This window comes from Exiguobacterium sp. B2(2022) (genome assembly GCF_028823655.1).
GTDB lineage: Bacteria > Bacillota > Bacilli > Exiguobacteriales > Exiguobacteriaceae > Exiguobacterium > Exiguobacterium aestuarii_A.
This window is the reverse complement of sequence record NZ_JAPEHX010000052.1, coordinates 1-21,386: the sequence shown is the minus strand read 5'-3', so window position 1 is coordinate 21,386 and position 21,386 is coordinate 1. Positions and strand designations below refer to the sequence as shown.

At 47.9% G+C, this 21,386-nt stretch carries 17 protein-coding genes and 1 pseudogene; 5 read left to right on the top strand and 13 right to left on the bottom strand.

Translation table 11 applies throughout. The features are described 5' to 3' along the window. The 3 genes from ON063_RS11145 to ON063_RS11135 all read right to left on the bottom strand — a co-directional run. Window positions 1-602 (bottom strand): hypothetical protein (locus ON063_RS11145; RefSeq protein WP_274665193.1); only part of this gene is annotated, 602 nt, incomplete at its 3' end. A gap of 13 nt (window positions 603-615) precedes the next feature. Further along, on the bottom strand, window positions 616-984 hold the full coding sequence (locus ON063_RS11140) for a hypothetical protein (RefSeq protein WP_274665192.1): 369 nt from the start codon (window positions 982-984) through the stop codon (window positions 616-618). Between the two features lie 233 nt (window positions 985-1,217). Then, window positions 1,218-2,717, bottom strand: a complete 1,500-nt coding sequence (locus ON063_RS11135) for a malate:quinone oxidoreductase (protein ID WP_274665191.1) — start codon at window positions 2,715-2,717, stop codon at window positions 1,218-1,220. A gap of 125 nt (window positions 2,718-2,842) precedes the next feature. Here ON063_RS11135 and ON063_RS14930 point away from each other — a divergent pair, with 125 nt between their 5' ends. After that, window positions 2,843-3,367 (top strand): DUF2691 family protein, encoded by a 525-nt coding sequence (locus ON063_RS14930; RefSeq protein WP_446719134.1) that lies wholly within the window; start codon window positions 2,843-2,845, stop codon window positions 3,365-3,367. Window positions 3,368-3,394: 27 nt separating this feature from the next. After that, a complete protein-coding gene (locus ON063_RS11130) occupies window positions 3,395-3,937 on the top strand; it encodes a histidine phosphatase family protein (RefSeq protein ID WP_274665190.1) in 543 nt (180 codons plus the stop codon). A gap of 26 nt (window positions 3,938-3,963) precedes the next feature. On the opposite strand, the gene ON063_RS11125 is transcribed toward ON063_RS11130, so the two are convergent. The 4 genes from ON063_RS11125 to ON063_RS11110 all read right to left on the bottom strand — a co-directional run bounded on the left by ON063_RS11125 (window position 3,964) and on the right by ON063_RS11110 (window position 6,851). Next, on the bottom strand, window positions 3,964-4,827 hold the full coding sequence (locus tag ON063_RS11125) for a DegV family protein (protein ID WP_274665189.1): 864 nt from the start codon (window positions 4,825-4,827) through the stop codon (window positions 3,964-3,966). A gap of 116 nt (window positions 4,828-4,943) precedes the next feature. After that, complete coding sequence (locus tag ON063_RS11120) at window positions 4,944-5,426, bottom strand: methylated-DNA--[protein]-cysteine S-methyltransferase (protein ID WP_274665188.1); 483 nt, start codon at window positions 5,424-5,426, stop codon at window positions 4,944-4,946. Next, window positions 5,413-6,306 carry a DNA-3-methyladenine glycosylase family protein gene (locus tag ON063_RS11115; RefSeq protein WP_274665187.1) on the bottom strand — a complete coding sequence of 298 codons (894 nt, stop codon included), beginning with the start codon at window positions 6,304-6,306 and terminating at the stop codon, window positions 5,413-5,415. Before ON063_RS11115 ends, ON063_RS11120 begins: the two co-directional genes overlap by 14 nt. Further along, window positions 6,303-6,851 (bottom strand): bifunctional transcriptional activator/DNA repair enzyme AdaA, encoded by a 549-nt coding sequence (locus ON063_RS11110; protein WP_274665186.1) that lies wholly within the window; start codon window positions 6,849-6,851, stop codon window positions 6,303-6,305. Before ON063_RS11110 ends, ON063_RS11115 begins: the two co-directional genes overlap by 4 nt. A 172-nt stretch (window positions 6,852-7,023) precedes the next feature. On the opposite strand from ON063_RS11110, the gene mprF reads away from it, so the two are divergent. Beyond that, a complete protein-coding gene (mprF, locus tag ON063_RS11105) occupies window positions 7,024-9,516 on the top strand; it encodes a bifunctional lysylphosphatidylglycerol flippase/synthetase MprF (RefSeq protein WP_274665185.1) in 2,493 nt (830 codons plus the stop codon). 47 nt (window positions 9,517-9,563) lie between these two features. Here the strand turns inward: mprF and ON063_RS11100 are convergent, their stop codons facing one another. The 6 genes and pseudogenes from ON063_RS11100 to ON063_RS11075 all read right to left on the bottom strand — a co-directional run bounded on the left by ON063_RS11100 (window position 9,564) and on the right by ON063_RS11075 (window position 18,710). Continuing rightward, window positions 9,564-11,954 (bottom strand): carbohydrate binding domain-containing protein, encoded by a 2,391-nt coding sequence (locus ON063_RS11100; protein WP_274665184.1) that lies wholly within the window; start codon window positions 11,952-11,954, stop codon window positions 9,564-9,566. A gap of 181 nt (window positions 11,955-12,135) precedes the next feature. Then, window positions 12,136-12,678 (bottom strand): NUDIX hydrolase, encoded by a 543-nt coding sequence (locus tag ON063_RS11095; protein ID WP_274665183.1) that lies wholly within the window; start codon window positions 12,676-12,678, stop codon window positions 12,136-12,138. A gap of 13 nt (window positions 12,679-12,691) precedes the next feature. Then, window positions 12,692-13,186: an LURP-one-related/scramblase family protein gene (locus ON063_RS11090; RefSeq protein WP_274665182.1), complete on the bottom strand. Its 495-nt coding sequence runs from the start codon at window positions 13,184-13,186 to the stop codon at window positions 12,692-12,694. 111 nt (window positions 13,187-13,297) lie between these two features. Next, window positions 13,298-14,726: pseudogene (locus ON063_RS11085) on the bottom strand (alkaline phosphatase). Window positions 14,727-14,862: 136 nt separating this feature from the next. Further along, window positions 14,863-17,637: a glycoside hydrolase family 3 protein gene (locus ON063_RS11080; RefSeq protein ID WP_274665181.1), complete on the bottom strand. Its 2,775-nt coding sequence runs from the start codon at window positions 17,635-17,637 to the stop codon at window positions 14,863-14,865. After that, window positions 17,634-18,710, bottom strand: a complete 1,077-nt coding sequence (locus tag ON063_RS11075) for an alpha/beta hydrolase (protein WP_274665180.1) — start codon at window positions 18,708-18,710, stop codon at window positions 17,634-17,636. Before ON063_RS11075 ends, ON063_RS11080 begins: the two co-directional genes overlap by 4 nt. Window positions 18,711-18,830: 120 nt before the next feature. On the opposite strand from ON063_RS11075, the gene ON063_RS11070 reads away from it, so the two are divergent. After that, window positions 18,831-19,202, top strand: coding sequence for a hypothetical protein (locus ON063_RS11070; RefSeq protein ID WP_274665179.1), 372 nt, complete (start codon window positions 18,831-18,833; stop codon window positions 19,200-19,202). Window positions 19,203-19,311: 109 nt separating this feature from the next. Further along, window positions 19,312-20,757 carry a DEAD/DEAH box helicase gene (locus tag ON063_RS11065; protein WP_274665178.1) on the top strand — a complete coding sequence of 482 codons (1,446 nt, stop codon included), beginning with the start codon at window positions 19,312-19,314 and terminating at the stop codon, window positions 20,755-20,757. Window positions 20,758-21,386: the final 629 nt, after the last annotated feature.

The window sequence follows — 21,386 nt, the reverse complement described above, 5'->3', positions numbered from 1 at the left end:
ACGCCTCTCGCACCACAAGGATATTTGATTGGAATGGGACCAAGGTCAATCCAGTCTTTGAGCCGATAAGACCGATTGTAAACCAATGGCGAAAGTATCTTTTCAGACTTTAACCATTTCATCAAATCACGTGTCGCATCCAGACTATGCACGATGACGACAGGCGGGGCATGCTCAAGCATCAATTTACGAAACCATTCCTGACCAACTTTTTGAATTTGAGGCGACATCACCTTTAATTGTTTCGCATTTTTCGTCGGATATGCATTGATATTCGTCTCCAATACTTCGATTTTCCCATTCGACTTCGTTTCTAAATGTTCTACCAAATGATTCAGTCCGATTCTCGTTTTTGAAAAAGGTTGCTTTCCTTTTTGTACATTTTTCTGCTGAATGAACGTTAAAAACGATTCTCTGTCCGTGATTAAATCAATGTATCGTTTGACATCATAATTTACATCTATTTTCAAAATCGAAGAGGCTGGATTGATTCCAACTACAAAGACATTCGGTTTCGACAATTTGTACTTGCTGACAAACGGTCGCAAATATTCTTTCGTAGTGATGCTCTCAACAAACTCTGTCAACCCGTCTTGATTCATGAGACACCGCTCCTTATTCATCTTCAATCTGTAGCGATTCTGCCGACGCCGTGTTCGTGATTTTGTGATAGTGCTCAAATTCGTCTGTCACTTCCTCTAGATATTCAGGACCGACGAATAGCACGTTTGTCCCCTTCTCGACCAATATGAGAGGATACCCTTGAAATGTGACTGCATCAATCACATCCTGTACGTTCGATAGAATCAATGTATCTTGTGTAGGATGGAATAATCTCACTTCGTGGAGATCAAGCCATTGCAACACACGTTTGAATTCCCATTCTCCATCTAACGCTATGGAGACGAGCACATAGTGACCGTTCTGACGCATCAGCACAGCAAAACAATCAGCGAGTTGAATCGACTCTGTCTTCAGTTCCATTGCATACTCCTCATAATTCGGAATGACACAATACTCAAAGTGTTCATCGTATGTTCGCAGATGTTTTAGATAACGTGCATATTTTTTCTGCTCCCACTTACTCAGTTTAATCGGATCGATGACGTATCCCTCCTTTTCATATTCCTATTTTTGTAAATACCCATTTTTTTATTCTCCTTTTACAGTCCCAAAAGAAAAAGCGAGCATACGATTGTATACTCGCCTCATTCTCTTCAGTTGTGGACCATGTCCTTTTCTTCTAAACCGAGCGTGACCGCTGTCGATTCGTGAATCGTCTTGAACAGGTCCGGATGTTCCGAAAGTTTCAAGCCATATGACGGAACCATCTCTTTGATTTTCTCTTCCCACTCCGGTAACTGTTGCGGGAAGCACTGCTCGAGCACCTTCAACATGACATGAACAGCTGTCGATGCGCCTGGAGAAGCACCAAGAAGTGCCGCAACGGAACCATCTTCCGCGCTGACGACTTCTGTTCCGAACTGAAGTGTCCCTTTTCCTTGCGGTGTATCTTTGATGACCTGAACCCGTTGCCCGGCCACAACGATTTCCCAATCTTCGTTCTTAGCGTTCGGGATGAATTCACGAAGTTCATCCATGCGCTTGTCGTGTGACAAGAGCACCTGTTCGATCAAGTATTTCGTGAGCGGCATCTCTTTTGCCCCTGCCGCAAGCATCGTGATGACGTTGTTTGGTTTGACCGAACGAATCAAATCCAAGTTCGATCCTGTTTTCAAGAACTTCGGCGTGAAGCCGGCGAACGGTCCGAATAACAACTCTTTTCGTCCATCGATAAAGCGTGTGTCGAGGTGCGGTACCGACATTGGTGGTGCCCCGACTTTCGCCTTTCCATAGACTTTCGCGTGATGTTGCTCGATGACCTCACGATTTTTACAGACGAGGAAGAGCCCACTGACTGGGAACCCGCCAATTTGTTTCGACTCCGGAATCCCTGTCTTTTGTAAGAGTGGTAAACTTCCGCCACCGCCTCCGATGAAGAGAAACGGTGCCGTATGCGTCTCAATCTTGTTCGCAGACAAGTCTTTCACTTTCACTTCCCAAAGACCGTTATCGAGACGCTTCACGTCCTCGACGCTATGGCCGTAGTTGACCTCGACTCCGTTTGATGTGAGATGGTCAAACAACATCCGTGTCAACGCGCCGAAGTTCACGTCCGTCCCTGAATCGATTTTCGTCGCGGCAATCGGTTCGTCCGATGTCCGTCCGTCCATGATGAGCGGGAACCATTCCCGTAGCTGATTCGGATTGTCCGATAAGACCATGCCTTCAAATAACGGATTCGTTGTGAGCGCTTCCAAACGGCGTTTCAAGAAATCGACATTCTTCTTCCCTTGGACCATACTCATATGTGGAATTGAACGAATGAAGGCACCCGGATTTTCAATCAATCCTTGCTTGACGAGATGTGCCCAAAACTGGCGCGAGATTTGGAATTGCTCGTTGACGTTGACCGCTTTGGAAATATCAATCGTCCCATCCGCGTTCTCCGTTGTATAGTTTAATTCGCAAAGTGCGGCATGTCCCGTACCTGCGTTGTTCCATTCGTTTGAACTTTCTTCCCCTGCTGCATCGAGCTTTTCGAACACTTTGATGTTCCACTCCGGTACGAGCTCTTTAAAGAGTGAACCGAGCGTTGCGCTCATAATGCCTGCCCCAATTAAAATGACGTCTGTTCTCGTTTGCGTACTGCTCATGAAAACCCCATCCTTATCCCCTGAATTTTTTGTCATACAACCGAAGAATCCCCATTCCTCAATTATATATTTTATAATCGTTATACCGATTATAACTCTTTTGTGATGAATGATAAGGGTTATGTATGATTTTTTGTGCTGAAACTTTTTATGAAATTGTCATGATTCCTCGGAACGAAGGAGGTGTTCTGTTGAGACGCGGTCTAAGTTTTACAATCCCCAATCAATACGGTCATTTTTTACAAGATATATTGACCCCTATCCCCCTCGACCAATATCAATGGAAGGTGATTGATGAGGAATCCTATATTGTGAAAGATGGACAACTTGACTGTTTGTTGTTTCCGGAGTCGACTGTCATCAATGGTCGACAACTCAATGAACGGATCACTCAACAACACTATTTGATTTTTGTTGATATAAAAGCGTTCCACTCTAATATGTCCTCGGAAATCATAACGTACGAAGACTTTTTACATAGCAAGTGCGAGTTTGTGCTACTTGTGATAGACAGTCAATACGTGACGATATACTGTAAAGACCAAGAGATGCTCAACTCCCTCTACGAAAATGCTTCTTTGCATGGTTTCGGGGATATCGCATACATCACAAGTCATAATGACTCGATGACACGCTTATCTTGCTGGTAATTGAGCGTTTCAAAAAGGAGAATCCACATGTCCACACTCTATCTGATTCGCCACTGCTCGGCCTCCGGTCAAGAACCTGATGCCCCACTCACGGAAGCGGGTCACGAACAAGCGCACCTGCTCCGTGATTTCTTTCGTGAAATCCCAATTGACCGGATACTCTCAAGCGACTACACCCGAGCGATTGCTTCAATCACGCCACTCGCAGATTTGCATCAACTTTCAATCGAGCGTGAACCGTTACTGAGAGAGCGCATTTTGTCTCACGAACCGCTTGAAGACTGGCTGACGCCGTTACGTCAGTCGTTCATCGACCCGACGTTCAAATTGCCTGGTGCTGAATCTGGTGAGGAAGCGACTCAGCGAATCATGCAAGTGATCGAGCGTGTCCAGTCGCAACATGGCTCGATACTACTCGTGACTCACGGTAATCTGCTTGCGCTCCTCTTACAACGGCTTGATCCTAAATATGACTTTGAAACATGGCGTACAATGCGTAATCCAGACGTCTATCGTCTCGATTTAAGTAACGAAGAGCCCGTCATCAAATGCATATGGCCACATAAATAAGCCGCCTCGACATGAGACGGCTTTTATTATTTCTCCACGAAGAACATCGAGATCGCTCCGAGACCGACGTGTGTCCCGACCGAGACCCCCATCTGCATGAGGTAAATCTCACCTGTGAAATCTGTTTCGGTTTCAAGCTTCGCTTTTAAGTTCTCGGCAATCCGCTGATCGGATGTGTACCCGATGATCACAAAATTCGTGATGTCCGGATTCACGCGCTTCACGAACTCGTCCGTATAATGCTTCAACACTTTACGTGTGCCTCGCTCTTTGGCAACAATGGCACCTTTCCCGTTCTTCATGCTCATAATCGGTTTCACCATGAGTAGTTTTCCGATGATGGCACTCGCGTTCGAGATGCGCCCACTCTTGATCAAATGGTCCAAGTCATCAACGGACAAGAAATGCTTTACTTTCGTCTTATACGTCTCGTTGAAATCGACGAGCTCTTCGAACGTCGCACCGGCTTCACGCATCTGCGCGCTCTTGAGCAATAGCCAGCCGCTGCCGTGACTCATCGATCGGGAATCGACGACATGAATTTTCACGTTTGAGTCAGGATGCGCCTCTTCGAAGTACTCTTTCCCAATGACCGCTGACTGATAGGACCCGCTCGTCCCACTCGACATACAGATGCATAAAATCTCTTCGTGACCAGCAGCGACCGCATCTTCCATCAATGTTAAGAACGTCGCCGGACTTGGCATCGCCGTCGTCGGGAATTCCGGGAGCGCTTCCAACATTCCGTAAAAATCATCCGGCTGGATATCCACCCGGTCCTGGTAAGACATATTGTTCATCGTAATGATCAACGGCGCGACCCCGATGTTGTACTGTTCAAGCACTGCATCTGATAAGTCACACGTTGAATCTGCTAGTAATTTAATCATACATTCCTCCAAAAACCTTCTCCATAAGTGACGGGAATCATCCTATAACTTCGTCGATTCCGACGTCACGATAGGACCTCCTTTAGTGTAGCAGATTTGGAGGGGGAAATGTTTTTTTACTGGGTTTGATGTGCGACTTGTTTCTCGTGGTGTAAGAGCCATTCTTTTCGCCATAATCCGCCGGCATACCCCGTCAATTTCCCATTCGACCCGATGACACGATGACAAGGCACGACGATGCTCAGTTTGTTGCGTCCGTTCGTCGCACCGACTGCCCGAACAGCCGCAGGTCGCTTCACTCGTTCAGAGAGTTCACGATATGATGTCGTCTCCGCAAAAGGAATTGTCTGTAATGCATCCCACACTTCCCGCTGAAATGGCGTGCCCACTTGTTCAATAGGAAAGGTGAACGTCATCCTCTCCCCTCGAAAATAAGCATCGAGTTCTTCCTTACACTGTCGCAACACATCAGGTACATTCCCTTCAGGTAATTGCGCCACTTCGCGTTCGACGAATAAGATCGATTGGATGACTTTCTCGGTTCCAACGATTTCGATCACGCCAACCGGCGTCTCCATGTCTAATTTATACGTCTCCATATAATGACCTCCATAAATAGAATGTCGCGTATCCTTCCCAACCTTTCCAGCGCTCCCCGTATCGTTTCACTTCTTCAATCGTCGGCTTTTTAGGCGTACCTAATTGATGCTGAATCGCTTGATGCAATCCGACATCCGCGACCGGAAAGGCGGATGCGTCTTGAAAACACTTCATCAATACATAGTCCGCCGTCCATGCCCCGACACCTCGTATGGAAAGCAAGCGTTGACGAATATCAGATGAAGATTGCGACTGTAGCGCCGATTTTGATAACGTCCCACCTGTTATTTCCCGTGCAATATCAATAACATACTCCGCTTTCCTTCGACTAAACTGAAGCTCTCGTAACGCTTCCGGCTCAAGCAGGGCGACTCGTTCCGCACGTGGGAACGTCCAGTACGTTCTTCCCTCGACGACTCGTTGTTCACCATATCGTTCGACGAACCGCCGCTTGATTGTATAGGCGAAGGATAACGTGATTTGTTGCCCGATGATGGCCCATGTGAGTGCCTCGAACAAATTTGGGAAACCAATCATTCGTAACCCACGATGCGCTTCAATCAAAGGAGCCAGCAATTCATCCTCTGCCCCCATCGCCTCGAACGGTGTGAGGTCACGATCAAGGTCTAACCAGTCACGCACTTCACGTTCAATGTTTTCTGTTTCCGTATCCGAGACGTCATCGACCGGGAACAGGATACGAATGTGGTCTTGCTCTCCTTGGAGTTCCACTAATATGAGACGTTCCCCAATTCGCATCAGCTTTTGAACTACCCTGTCCGTCGTGACATGGAGTACTTCTTGTTCGGACCGACTTAAAAAGACGAGACACTCATGAAAATCAAACGGTTGTGGAACGTCTAGTAGCAAATCGTTCATATGTCCCCTCCTTTTCGATACATATTCGGTGTGCACCCTTTCACTTGACGGAAGACACGGTAAAAGTTCGACGGCGTTTGAAACCCGACCTCATAGCAGACTGTCAGATTGCTCATCGCGGTCGCTCGTAATAAATACGCCGCCTTGTCGATACGAAGTCGTTCCAATAGCTGCCTTGGCGTCTCTCCTGTCGCTTGGGTGAACGTCCGCTCCAAATGGAACGGGCTCAGTTGGACATGTTCGGCAATCTGTTCGAGGCGAATCGGCTGTTTATAATGTTCCATCAGATACACGGTCACTTGTTGTACGAGCGCTCGGTGTGGGGCATGCTCGACTTCCGGCTGGCATCGCTTGCACGGTCGGAATCCTTTCGCTTCTGCCTCTTGTTTTGTGATGTAAAAATCAACATTCTCTTTTTTCGGTTTGCGGGAACGGCACGATGGTCGGCAATAGATTCCGGTCGTCTTCACGGCCGTATAAAATAACCCATCATACGTCGCGTCACAAGCGAGCACTTTCGCCCACTTTTCTTCAAATGTCAGCATGTCCACACCCCTCTCTTACTCTCACTGTAGCAAATATAAAATCAACATTTCGTCCTCTTTCTTGCGCTTACAATCCCCTCTTTTGAAACGTTTTACAGATTTCAGTCGTATCCTATAGTACGATTTAGTTAGAAGACGCTGTCAGCCATATGACAGATAAGGAGAAAATCTCATGCGCACTCGTTTTTCATGGAAACAATTAAAATGGCTCATCCCTATAGCGTTAATCGGTTTGATTTTGATCCAGAGCGGACAGGAGTTAAAAGACCTCTCGCTCGCGACCGCCTTCACGACATTGAAACAACTGACCGGATGGGAACAGTTCACACTCATTCTACTCGGTGGATTCGCCGTCTTGACGATGACCGGCTACGATTATTTCTTACTACGCTCGTTACATATTCAGTTGCCGAAGCGAAAAGTCGTGCAAACGGCATGGATCACGAACTCGATGAACGGGATGCTCGGATTCGGCGGGGTGATTGGGATCGCCCTTCGTACTTCCCTGTACCGCCCTTACACGGATACGAAACGCCTACTCCGTGCCATCGGCTGGATGACACCGACACTCATCAGCGGTCTTTCTATCCTCTCCATCGGTGTGCTTCTCGGAATTTTTCCAGCAGGTGCACTCGTCGGGACGAAACCTTGGATTTGGCCAGTGTTGCTCGCGGTGAGCGCGATGCTCCCGTTTTATCTGTTCGTCACCTCACGCCGATCAAACGTCGGTTGGTCCACTTTGATCGGATACACGCTGACTTCACTTGCTGAATGGGTGACCGCAGGACTCGTCGCCATCTACGCGTTATCGTTACTCGACGGGTCGGCCTCGTTCGTGCAACTCTTTGGGGTATTCGTCGTCGCAACGGTCGTCGGTGTCGTCTCTCTCGTTCCGGGTGGTGCCGGAACGTTCGACTTACTATATCTTGTCGGGATGACACAATTGGGGATTCACCAAGACATCGTCCTCTCATCTTTGATCATCTACCGATTCGTCTATTTCGTCGTTCCTTTTTTGATTGGACTGTTTCTCGCGGCCATCGCGTTCGGGGACCAGGTCGTCAAACAAATCGAGTATCGACCAATCATCGGATCTTCTTATGAGATCGGGACCGTCGTATGGCGCATCGTTTCTCGGACGCTCGCAAAGATTGGACGCTTGACGGGAAGTCTCATCGCACTTATGAGCAGTCTGTTGATCTGGTTCCAGACGCTTCTCCCGAGCGTGACACCACTCTATGAAGTGAATCGTTGGTTCGAATGGATCGGAACGCTCTTCTTATTGAGTGCCGGACTTCTCATGTTCCTGTCCGTATATGGCATGTATGTGCGGACAAAGCGAACGCTCTGGTTACTCAATACGGCGTTCATCTGGGCGACCATCGGGGTCATCGCTCGAGGCTTGAACTTATTTGAGACATTCGTCGTCATCGGTTTCGCAGCTTTCGTCTGGTTGACGCGAAAACGTCACGTCCGATACCGCTCGATTTTAACGACCGGTCGTCTCATTCGAAACCTGTTCTACGTTTTTCTCTATGTGGGCTCTCACGCCCTCTTGCTGCAGTCGTTCGCAGACACCGACGACCTGTTCTTCACATCGCATCAATCCGGTTGGTTGACGGTGTTCCTTCTCCTCTTCACGTCGCTCGTAGCAAGTGCACTTCTGCTCTTGTTCGACCGTTGGAAACGTCCGGCGCTTGGCGAAGCATACGATGAAGATCGAATCAGACAGTTTCAAGCAACACAGCACACATCGAGTGGCTTTGACTTGGCCCATATGGCAGATAAACGCTTCTATATGAACGAGGCTGAAAACGCGTGTCTCTTATTTGCAACAGCGCGGAACCATGCGATTGTCCTTGGAGATATCCAAGGTGAACGACAGGCCGCAACTGAACTGTTAACGCGTTTCATTGAAGATGCGGACCGGATTGGGTATATTCCTTTATTTTATCAAATTACACCGAATTGGATGCCGCGCCTTCATGATGCCGGCTTCACGTTTTTCAAACTTGGGGAAGAGGCGACGATTGACGTATCGACCTTCTCCTTATCTGGGAAGAAACGTTCAAATATGCGCTCCCTCTACAATCAATTTGAGAAAAAGGGAATCACGTTCGAGATCGTCTGTGAACCGAGCCTCCTATTATTAGAGGAGTTAAAAGATATCTCAGACGAATGGATTGGGAATCGAAATGAGAAAGGGTTCTCTCTCGGGTTCTTCGACTACGAAACATTGAGACGTTATCCAATCGCTCTGTTACGAGACGCGGACGGTGTCGTTGTCGCCTTCATTTCGTTACTCCGAGGAAATGGGACCCTTTCAATCGATTTGATGCGTTCGAAAAATGAAGCACCATCTGGAGCAATCGAAGTGTTGATCCTTCACATCATCGAATGGGCGCGTGCGCAAGGTTATGAACACGTCGGACTCGGCGTAGCACCACTTGCCGCCGTTGGTGAACAGACATTCTCCCATTGGCCAGAGCGCGTTGCCGCCGATATATTTGAAAACATCAGCTACATCTATCCGTTCAGCGGATTACGGCAGTTTAAACAAAAGTTCAAACCGTCATGGGAAGGGCGTTATCTCGCATTCCGACAACGTCGTAAACTACTGCCATCAATCTTACGGACAGCGCGATTGATTAGTCGCAAACGTTAAAAAACAGGAATTTCTCATCGTGAGAAATTCCTGTTTTACGTATGATCTTATTTCAACGTCACACTTACGTTATCAATCGTGATGTCATGGGCACCAAGTGGTGATCCTTCTGTACGTCCCATCAAGAACTTCAATCCTGTCATATCCGTTACTGGCATCGTCACTTCAAACGTGTACGTGTTCGTTTCCGGTGTGACCGAAACAACTTCGCTTAAATAGCGATAGTACCCGGCATTCTCTAACGTCACTTCGAATGAACGAGCGACTGTAGAAGATGCATCGAATTGTACGACGTACGTTTGATCTTGTTGTAACTCGAGACCACCTTGTTCCATGAGGACACTCCACGCTTCGTTCCCTTCTTGCGTAATGGAGATACGAGCTGCCTCATTCACCGCTTCGACAGCAGCCTGTGCGTCAAAGTGTACATAGGAGCCCCAGTTTGTGAGACCTTCTGTGAATGCTCCATTTTTAAGTGGAGACGGATCGATATAAACCGGTGTGACATCGCGCAATTCGACGTCATCGATTTCAATCACACCTTTTTCAGAACCGAGAATGAACTGAAGCTGACTCATGAGGTCAGTTCCGGCTTCCATTGTGAACGGAATATCATACGTATCGAATGCTTCAGATAGAGCGATACGCTCTAGCGGAAGATAGGCATCCCCATTCGCTCCGTTCAATCCGACTTGAAGACCGTCTACACGTTCTGCCCGTGCTTTGAAACGGAGAACGTATTCATGTCCTTCTTGCAATTGAATGCCTTGTTGCACCAACGTGGCCGGTGCCCCTTTTTTCTTATTTGTTTCGAAACGGAAGAGACGCTCTACCGAGTCGACCGTTCCTGTCCCTTTCGTGACGCCTGGATCGAACGTCCAATACGTCATGCGATTCATCGCACCTTGGTCGAACGTACCGTTATACACATGGTTCCCGTCTCCAAGCTTCGGTTTTGTCGCATTCGGGTCAAACGCCTCACGAGGCGTCTGCTCAACACGGACGTTCCCGATTTGGACACCAGACGTACTGAGTCCGACGTTGAACTCAAGACGTGCCGCAAGGTCAGTCTCTTCTGTCATATCGAATGTCATCGAGTACGTTTGGACGTCTGTCGTCAAATCGAATGACCCTTCATCTGAATATTTCGCATAGCCTCGGTCCGGACCACCACCGACTTTAACAGCAATCGAACGCGCCGCGTCTGCCTTAGCATCAAACGTCACTTTATAGTGCCCGCCTTGTCCGAGCGATACGTTTTGAATCAATTGATGCGAGTACGGCTGACTTCCCGCCTGATCAATCGAGATGTCGGCAAATCGTGATCCTGCCAAGTCAATCACATCGACTGAACCGACGCCACCAAAGTCAGGAAGCGCCACATAGTTCCAATATGTCGGGTTGAGTGCCTGCGCACCGTTCGTCACCGTCGTGATTGGTTCTACATAGTCTTCATCATAGACGAGGTTCCCGTCTTCTAAAGGTTGCTTCGCCCCTTCTGGCAACACGACTTCTTCACCCGAGTACGTCGGCTCGACAGCATCGCGATACTTCCCGTTCTTCAAGTCAAAGACACGGACGTAATCGACTTCCATCTCCGCCGGGAATGGTGTCGTCTCATCGACGTCCCCATCAAACCATCCACCGACTGCCAAGTTCATGATCAAATAGAAATCTTGGTCGAATGGCGCAGGATAGCTATATTTCGATGCTTTGTTCGCTTCTTTCGCATACCAATCATTTTGTGTCTGATAAAGTTGACCATCTACATACCAACGAATCTCACCCGGCTCCCACTCGACCGCATATGTATGCCATTTGTCGATGCCGTCACCTTCTGCGAAGTGATAGTCTTTCCCCGTGTACTTGTTGTTCGGCCATGTTTCCCCGTAGTGAATGGTTCCGGCGACTTTGTCCGGCTGACTGCCCCATGACTCCATGATGTCGATCTCACCAGATGCGGCCCAACCACCGTAACGGTCCTCTTCCGGTAGCATCCAAAATGCTGGCCAGAGCCCTTTTCCTGTTGGAAGTTTCGCTCGCATCTCGTAACGACCGTACGTTTTACTGAACGTACCCTTCGTCGTCAACTTCGCCGATGTATAATCATATGTGCCGAATTGATCCGATGCTTGCTCCTTTTTTGCACGGATGACGAGTTTCCCGTCTTTTACGAAAGCGTTTTCGTTTTTGTCCGTATAAAATTGCTTCTCGTTGTTTCCCCAACCGGCAGCGACCGGATTTCCGTCTTTGTCGACAATCCAGTTCCCCGTTTCAAAGTTCCATTTCGAATGATCGATTTCCGCCTGACTAAACTCATCTGACCAGACAAGTTTCCACTTGGCGTCGTCTGCTTTTGAGCTCTTTTCAGCAGGCACTTCTTGTGGCAATGACAAGACGAGACCTGTTCCGAGTGCGAGTGCAACCCATTTCTTCATCATGTGTCCTCCTTCAGGATAAGTGATGGCAATATATCAGTCCGTTCTTTTGAAAGCGATTTCCGAAAGCGCTTTCGTTAACGCTATTATAAAATTTTATCCATCCCAACTTCAACCACTTTTCGGAAGTGAAATCAAAATGACATAAAAAAGCACCGACTCATGTCGATGCTTCACACATTTACGAATCTACTTTCACTGCAGCTTTATGATTGATTCCTCCCCATTGTCTTCGCATCGCAAAAAGCAATGGAATCATCGGTTCATGGTATGGAATAAATTCATGCTGTCGAATCATTTGAAGAATCGTTGCTTCATTCGCCCATTTCACGGCCTGCACTTCAGATTCCTGTAGTGTCAGCTCATTCAAATCCACTTCCGCTTCGACGAGGTAAATGTCATCAAATCCTTCGTCGAAGTTGATGGTCAAGTGCGGTCGTGTTTGAGACAAATCGAGTTTTAACCCGATTTCTTCCTCGAGCTCACGCATGGCGGCTTGCTGGCTCGTATCTCCTACAGTCGCACTTCCTCCGACTGTAATGTCCCACATATTGGCCCAACCATCCTTGAACGGTTGGCGCTGTTGAATCAACATCTCACCCTTCTCGTTAAAGATACACACGTGAATCACAAGGTGATACTCTCCTTCTGGCAATCGACTTCCCCGTTGCCACGTGCGACCGGTCTTTTCTCGGTCGACGGTATAGACGTCCCAAAATTCCATTAGATACTCCCCTTTATGTTGCTGCGCTAGATGCCGCTGCTTGATCTGCTTTCGCACAATCGATGGCTACAACGATTGAGATGAGAAGGTGCTCCATCTCTGGTTCTTCGACACGAATCTCATAACTGTCGCCCCATGAGAACCACTTCTTTTGAACACTTCCAATCGATTGTCCATTTTTCGTCACTTCAAAATCCATGTCCCACCAGTCCCCTTGGACATCGATTCCGGCCGCATCGATCGAATACTTCGGTTTAAAGAATGAAAACTCTTTTGAGATGGTCATCATATCCGTACCATCCACTTCTACGAAAAACTTCGGCAAAAAGCTGAACGTCTTTTTCGTAATGGTTGTGACCGTTTGACCATTCATGTCTTTAATCTCAAACGACTTTGGAAACTTCATAAAGCTACCTTCGATGAAGTATTGATCATGTCCGTCCGCATCCTTGATGGTGAAGCGCCCGCGTAGACTGAACACTTTTTGTTTCATGTAGAGCGTGTGCATGATGATCCCTCCGATTCATATCATACTCTTCTATACGACTATTCCCCGGGAAAGTTTCAACGGAACAAAAATACCGTGCACCTTAAACAAGTGCACGGTTCCATTTCTTGATTATTTAATTTTCCCTTTGTTCTTCAACAAGTTGAAGATTCGCTTCGCCTGATCCGTGTTGTCGCTCATACCAACGAATTTCTCTTGTTGTGGCCCGAACGCATATACCGGTACGTCATCACCTGTGTGACCGTCTGTCGTCCAGCCTGTTCCCGAACGTTGATCAAAGATTTTTTCGATGGCGTTATCGATTTCTGTCACGTCATTCGTTTCAGCCGCTTTCTTCACAGAAGCAATCTCTTCAGACGTCAATTCCAAATCGATGTTCTCACGTAAGACGGCTTCCACGTCCGCTCCACCTTCGATTTCTTTCGCCATGAAGTCCGGTGTGCGTTTCGCTGCTTGAATCGGTGTCGGATCCCAGTTGTAATTTCCGTCCGCTCCGATTGAAATACCACCTGTCGAGTGATCCGCTGTCACGACGACCAATTCCGTCCGCTCCGATTGAAATACCACCTGTCGAGTGATCCGCTGTCACGACGACCAACGTCTCCCCATTCTCTTTGGCGAAGTCACGAACGACCTCAAACGCTTGCTCAAAGTCTCTCATCTCACTCATCGCACCGACGACATCGTTATCATGTCCGGCCCAGTCGATTTGACTTCCTTCTACCATGAGGAAGAACCCATCATCGTTCCCTTTTAGGCGGTCAAGCGCCGAAGTCGTCATGTCCGCAAGACTCGGTTGTTCCTCGTCACGGTCAATCATCTTATCCATGCCAACTTCCGCGAAAAGACCAAGCACTTGCTCGTTGTTGTCTTGCTTCATTTCTTCTGCAGACGTGACATAGCTGTAGCCGTCTTCTTGGAACTGCTTCGCAATATTTCGGTCCGAGCGTTCAAAGAATTTCGTTCCGCCTCCGAGCATGACGTCGACTTTATGTTCACCATTAATCAAATCATCATAGTAATCGTTGGCGATGGCATTCTCACTCTTACGTTGCTCTTCGTGCGCGCCGTAAGATGCCGGTGTCGCATGCGTAATCTCTGACGTCGCGACAAGTCCTGTCGACATACCGTTCTCTTTCGCTTGTTCAAGTACCGTTTTCACGTCTGTTTTGTCGTTATCGACGGCAATCGCGTTATTATATGTTTTCACGCCAGAACTCATTGCTGTCGCTGCTGCTGCCGAGTCTGTTACGTTTTCTTCTTCGTCTTCAGGATATGTCGATTGCATTCCCACCAAATGTGAATCGAACGCAGTCGGCTCCATTTTTACCGTTTCTTCATTGTCATTCATGTAACGAAGCGCCGTCGTATAAGGCACGCCCATGCCGTCCCCGATCATAAAGATGACGTTTTTCGCCTTATGATTCTTTGAATCCTTTGCTGCTTCGGCTTCATTTTGTTGCTGTACGCCAATGATTCCCCCAAGTGCAAGCGTGGAAACGACTGCGAGTGGAACGAACTTCTTCATTGTCTTTTTCATCTGTAAACCCTCCCGAATATGTACTACTTCTGTAGCGTAACGGAGATTTGTAAAGATACACTTTCAGAACGAATACAGGTGTGTATGGTTTTTGTAAATCGAAAAAGGACGCCTCATTGAGACGTCCTTGCATCCATTAACCGTTCTTCATACTGAACTCATCCGCAAGGGTGAAGGATACGTCCTTCACTTCGAGTCCGCTCAATGCGAAATAGAGTTGGAGATAATTATGCTGGTTCAAGAAGAAGACCTGCTTCGTCTGTGTCACCCATTCTCCGTCCGTCCCGTTAAACGTGAACGTAGCGCCCGGGATATTGTTCGCAAACAACGTCACCGGCATCTGCGCCAACTCCCCTGCATTCGAACGGGCCGTCAACGTGATGTCATACGTCCCGGTCTGGTCGACCGAGATGGCGAAGACGTGCGTGTTCCCTGTCGAGGTGTCGATTCCTGACAAATCGACGTGTTCCCCGTTTTCGAGATGCTGATAGTCCAACTCGAATGCGTCCTGTTGATTCGTCTCATCTTCAAAGCCGAGGACCTCGACCGAACCATCATGAATTCCGAGAAGACGCTCCATCGCTGGTGATTTCAAGATGAATGAACAAATGTTGCGCGCACTCCGCAACAACTCACCCCGTGTGACCACTCCCACTTCAAGAGAGGTCATCGTATTGTCCTCGAACGAGTTGAGGTCTGGACGGTCGACGACCATATACAAATCATTTTGCGAGCGTACCATCGCTGCTGTGTTTTGGCGGTTGGCGGACTCGTCCTCACGGAAGTTCACTTTTGCCCACCAGTCCGTCATGACAATCCCTTCAAAGCCCCACTCGTCACGTAAGATGCGCGTGTTTTGATCGTATAACCCGGCCGTCCAAATCCCGTTGACCGCACCATACGTCGTCATAATCGATGTGGCCCGACCTTCTTTCACGGCCATCTCGAACCCTTTCAAATAAATCTCGCGTAACGCCCGCTCCGAGACGACCGAATCGATATCGTGACGATGCGCCTCTTGGTTGTTGGCACTGAAGTGCTTGAGCGTTCCTGTCACACCGACACGATGCATCCCGTTCAATTGAGCGACTGCCATCTTCCCTGTCAAATGAGGATCTTCCGAGAAGTATTCAAAGTTTCGACCGTTCAACGGGTTGCGATGAATGTTCATCCCTGGTCCGAGCAACGTGTCGACGCGGTTTTTCCGCATCTCGAGCCCTGTCATCTCGAACAAGTCTTCAACGAGGTCGACGTTGAACGTAGAAGCCAAAAGTGTCCCGTTCGGAAGCGCGAACGCCTTTGTCCCGATATCCATACGAATGCCTGACGGACCGTCGGCACAACATGCCGCTGGAATCTCGAGTTCATTCAATCGATCGGATACGCCACCAAACGCAGCTGCTGTCCCCGGCGTGACACGTGGTGAGTTCATCCCTTGTCCGCGGACGATTGTCGCCAAGTCCTCATCCGTCAATTGATCCAAGAATGTGTCGAGTGACGCCTTCTCGTGATATACATCGCTCAATTTGATACCTTGGTCACCCGTGAACACTCGCGTCTCAGGGCGTTCTTCCAAATAACGTGTCTCGACGTCAACGGCGCGAAGCGGTGTTGATTCGTAACCTACTTCCCATCCTTTTTCGCTCTGAATCGGCTTCATCCGTTCAAACGGAAGGACAGGTGCCATATTTTCGCTTAACGTCTCGAGGATGCGTTGTTCCTGCTGCTCGACTTCGAAAGCGAGTATAGCCGAACGGACATCTGTCCCGACATATAAGCGATATGCCCCTGCTTCTAGAACAAAGCTCGATTCATGACCCGTCACGCCAGAGTCGTCGTAGCTCGCAAAATCAGTCATGCGGACGTTAAACGAAAGAGCTTGTCGCTCACCCGGTTCAAGAAGCAATGTTTTCTCAAACGCTACTAAAGACCGGAGCGGATTTCCGAGTTTTCCTTGCGGCTTCTCGACGTAGAGTTGGACGACTTCTTTCCCGTCACACTCACCCGTGTTCGTCACTTCCACCTCAACCGTTAAAACGCCATCGACTTCTGCCGTACGCTTCACTTCAGTATGGAATGTCGTATAAGACAATCCAAATCCGAACGGATACAAGACGTCATCTTTCGCGAACGTTTCAAAGTAGCGGTAACCGACATAGATATCTTCCTGATAAATCCCTTTATCCGCGTGACCAAAGTTCTTTGTCGACGGATAATCCTCGATGGATCGGGCAATCGTATCCGTCAGTTTCCCGGAAGGACTCACGTCTCCGACAAGCACGTCGACGAGTCCTTTTCCTCCTTCCATCCCTCCTTGCCATGCATAGAGGATGGCACTCGGGTCATTCGCCCACTTCATGTCGATGATGTTCCCAACGTTCAACACGACGACCGTCTTGTTGAAGCGCTTCGTCACGCGCTCGATCATCGCGTGTTCGATATCCGTCAATAAGTAACTGCCCGGGTCACCCGTGTTGTCACGGTCTTCCCCTGCCGTACGACCTATCATGATGAGGGCAACATCTGACTCCTGCGCAGCTTGGTCGACGAGTTCATCCGATACGTCCATCTCCTGTTGCGACCACGGTTCACCTGCCCAACCGACACCCTGGTCGAACGGGTTCTCTTTCACCCACTCTTCATACGTTGCATAAAGCGATTCATTGATGTGAATGTCGGTACGTTCACGTAGTGCCTCGAGCGGCGTCGTGACGTGCCCGACGTTCACCATCCCGCCTGAGCCCGTACCGCTCTTATAGTAATGGAACTGGCTACGACCAAATACGGCGAGCTTCGCTTCAGGCTGTAACGGGAGGGTTTTTTGTTCGTTTTTGACTAACACGATCCCTTCCGCGACCGCTTGACGTGCCAATTCCTCATAACGTTTCCAATCCAATGTATACTGTTTCATTTCGTCAGCTCCTTAAGTCCTTTTGCGATTTCATTCATACAATCTTCTGCCTGTGGGTAGTCTCCTAATTTGTCCATAAAGGCATGATCCATACCCCGATATTGAATCAGTCGAGTCGGAATACCAGCTTCTGAAAGTTTTCGGGCATATGCCTCCCCTTCAAGTCGTAAGTAATCGTACTCGGCTGTCACAATCAAGGCTGGCGGTAAAGTCGTAACGTCCTCTGCCAAAAGCGGTGAGACGAGTGGATGCGTGACATCCGTCTTCCCTTGAAGGTAGAGGTCATTTAGTAGCGAATCTGGATCTGCAAGAGCGAGCACGACACCTCGAATCAGGTCGTGATGGTGTGAGATATCGTACGCATCGAGTGTCCATTCAAAATCATCTGTCGGAATCGATCCCAGATTGACGACGGGATAGACGAGTGCTTGATAACAAATGCGCCCCACCCCTCGTTCTTTCTCCATCAGACAACAAGCGGTCGCCAAATTCCCTCCGGCACTGTCTCCGGCGACGGCGATTTGGTCACGGATGACGTTCAACTCCGTCGCGTTGGCGTATACCCATTCAAAGGCGCCGTAACAGTCATTCAATCCGGCCGGGAACGGATGCTCGGGAGCAAGACGATAATCGACGGAGATGACGACCGCGTTCGCCTGTTCCGCCAGCAATTTACAAGGATTCTCGACCGTATCGAGCGTTCCTCCGAAAAATCCACCACCATGGAAGAAGAGGATAGCTGGGATGGCTTCAGTATGATGCGGACGATACAGGCGGACCGGAATGTCACCGTCCTCACTAGGAATCATGAGATGCTCGGTTTTGATATCAGTCGTCGTCCGATCCTGATTCGGCCAACCCATACTGGCACGTGCCGCCTCGAGGTCAAATGCTGTATCCGGTTCATCGTGTGAAGAATGATTTGCGGTCAGCGTTTCGAACACCCGTGGGTCGAGATCGCCGGTGCGGTCTGAATCCGGTATGGGTTTGATGATGGTTTCGAGATGGTTCGCGTGCGTTCGATATTGACTTTGTTGAAGGTGTTGGACGAGATATTTATCATCGGATTCCATTATGTAAGCCCCTTTCTTTCAACATTTCTGAACCTGATAAAATATTGTTATTGGATAAAGTTGTACATCGGCTCATCGCATGATACTTTGTTGGAACAGATCACTAAAGGAGTGTTATTGATGTATAACTGCGTCAGCTGCAATAAATCATTGAACGAACATGAAGTCATCCATACAGATGAACTCGGTCATTTCGGTGATCCAATCAAGCATTATTGCAATGCTTGTTTCATTGAGGGAGCAAAAATCGGTTTTAACAAGATGGAGATTGGTTGCTGCACAGCATGCCAACAACCGTTAGTTTTACAATTTGATCAGGAAGAAACCGCTAGCCTGGCTCGTGAAGATGGAACAGTTCATTACATATGCCCTCAAATGCTAGAAGCGTATCAACAACAAAATGAAGAGCTGATCGAACAGTTAGAAGATGTTCATGACCAGTTTATTTTTTATGTGATTCAACCCGACCCGACGTTGCCTGACTTCGGATAATGGATTCTCATTCGCTTTCCTACCGTCTTTCGGTCTATAATGGACTGTATTGCAAATAGACATTGAAATTTTCTGAAGCAGAAGTTTTCACGAAAGAATGAGGTTACCCATGAACAAACAGCAATTTACTGATTATCGCCTGAGCGATGAGATTACTCGCGCATTAGGCATTATGAAATACGAATCACCGACTGAAGTACAACAACACGTCATCCCCCGTGCGCTCGAACGCGAAGACTTGATTGTCAAAGCACAGACGGGAAGCGGAAAGACAGCTGCTTTCGGGATTCCGGTGATCGAGCTCATCGATTGGGCCGAAAACAAACCCCAAGTCCTCGTCTTGACACCGACACGCGAACTCGCCGTTCAAGTACGGGAAGACATGACGAACATCGGACGTTTCAAACGAATCAAAGCGACTGCCGTCTACGGGAAAGAACCGTTCTCGAAACAGCGTGAAGAATTGAAACAAAAGACGCATATCGTCGTTGGTACACCTGGTCGCGTCATGGACCACATCGAGCGCGAGACGCTCTCACTCGACCGCATCGAATACTTGATCATCGATGAAGCGGACGAGATGCTCAATCGCGGCTTCCTCGCCGACGTAGAGAAAATCCTTCAACAGTTGCCGAAAAATCGCGTCACAATGGTCTTCTCAGCAACATTCCCACAAGATATCGAACGTCTCTGCCAGAAGCATATGAATGCTCCGGCACGTGTCGCCATCGAATCAACAGGTATGACCGCTTCGACAATCGAACACCGTTTACTTCCCGTTCATCGGAATGAGAAACTTGCTGTCCTTCAAGACATCACGGTCGTCGAGAACCCGGACAGCTGTATGATTTTCTGTCGGACGAAAGAGAACGTCGACACGGTGTACGCCGAGCTCGACAAAGCCGGTTACTCGGCTGAACGCCTCCATGGCGGACTCGAGCAAGAAGACCGTTTCGCCGTCATGAACGGCTTCAAGATGGGCAATTTCCGTTACCTCGTCGCGACAGACGTCGCAGCGCGCGGAATCGATGTCGATAACGTCGAACTCGTCATCAACTATGACGTTCCTGTCGAAAAGGAAAGTTACGTGCACCGTACGGGTCGTACTGGACGTGCTGGCAAACAAGGAACAGCGATCACGCTCATGACCCGTCAGGAAGAACGTCTCATCGGAGCTATCGAATCATACGTTCAATTTGAGATTCCGATGATCGATGCCCCGACAGAAGCAGAAGTCACGGCTAACCAAGATGCCTTCGAGCAGAAATTGAGCGGACGACGCGTCGTTCGAAACAACAAGACGGCTCGTATCAATCAAGACATCATGAAGCTCCACTTCAGTGGCGGGAAGAAGAAAAAACTTCGTGCTGTCGACTTCGTTGGAACAATTGCCAAAATTCCTGGCGTATCCGCTGACGACATCGGCATCATCACAATCAATGATCAGATGACGTACGTTGATATCCTCAACGGAAAAGGTTCGATTGTCCTTCAAGCGATGGAGACGACGCCTGTCAAAGGGAAGAAATTAAAAGTAAGCAAAGCACGTAAATAATGCAGATTCAGCCTCAAAGATGATATTCGTCTTTGGGGTTTTTTATTACCTCGCAATAACCGAAAGCGCTTTCGATGAACATTAAAAAAATATGGGCTTCGGAAAACGTTTTCATCTGCATCATACCGATATATTCTTAGAAATTCAACACTATATGTAAGAAGCGTTTTGATATAAAACAGTTTGCTCCAAACTTAAAACAATTCGTAATGAACAACTAAATTAAGAACGTAGATTTCGTGCTTCTTTAGCATATGTATTCGTACTTTATATTAAAATAACTATAACATCAAGATACTCTGTTACAATTTCACATTTAGTACCACAAAGGTAGAGTTGAAATACAATTTTATAATCAATTTTAATCACCCCAAAAATAGGTCATACAGTCTCTAGACCCTTTTAAGTTAAAATTAGTGAATAGAGGATATATTAAAAGGCGTTTTCAATCCCTCAAAGAAATTTCCATAGATTATATTGTAATCTCCAATTTACTCTTGGATATTTATTGTGGTAAAATGTTTTTGTTTAAAGGAGGTGAAAGAATGCTTAATAGATATGAACATCTAGAGAATGGATTGACTATTTTATTATGTAAAAATACTCAATCTAAAGAAGTGGAAGAGATT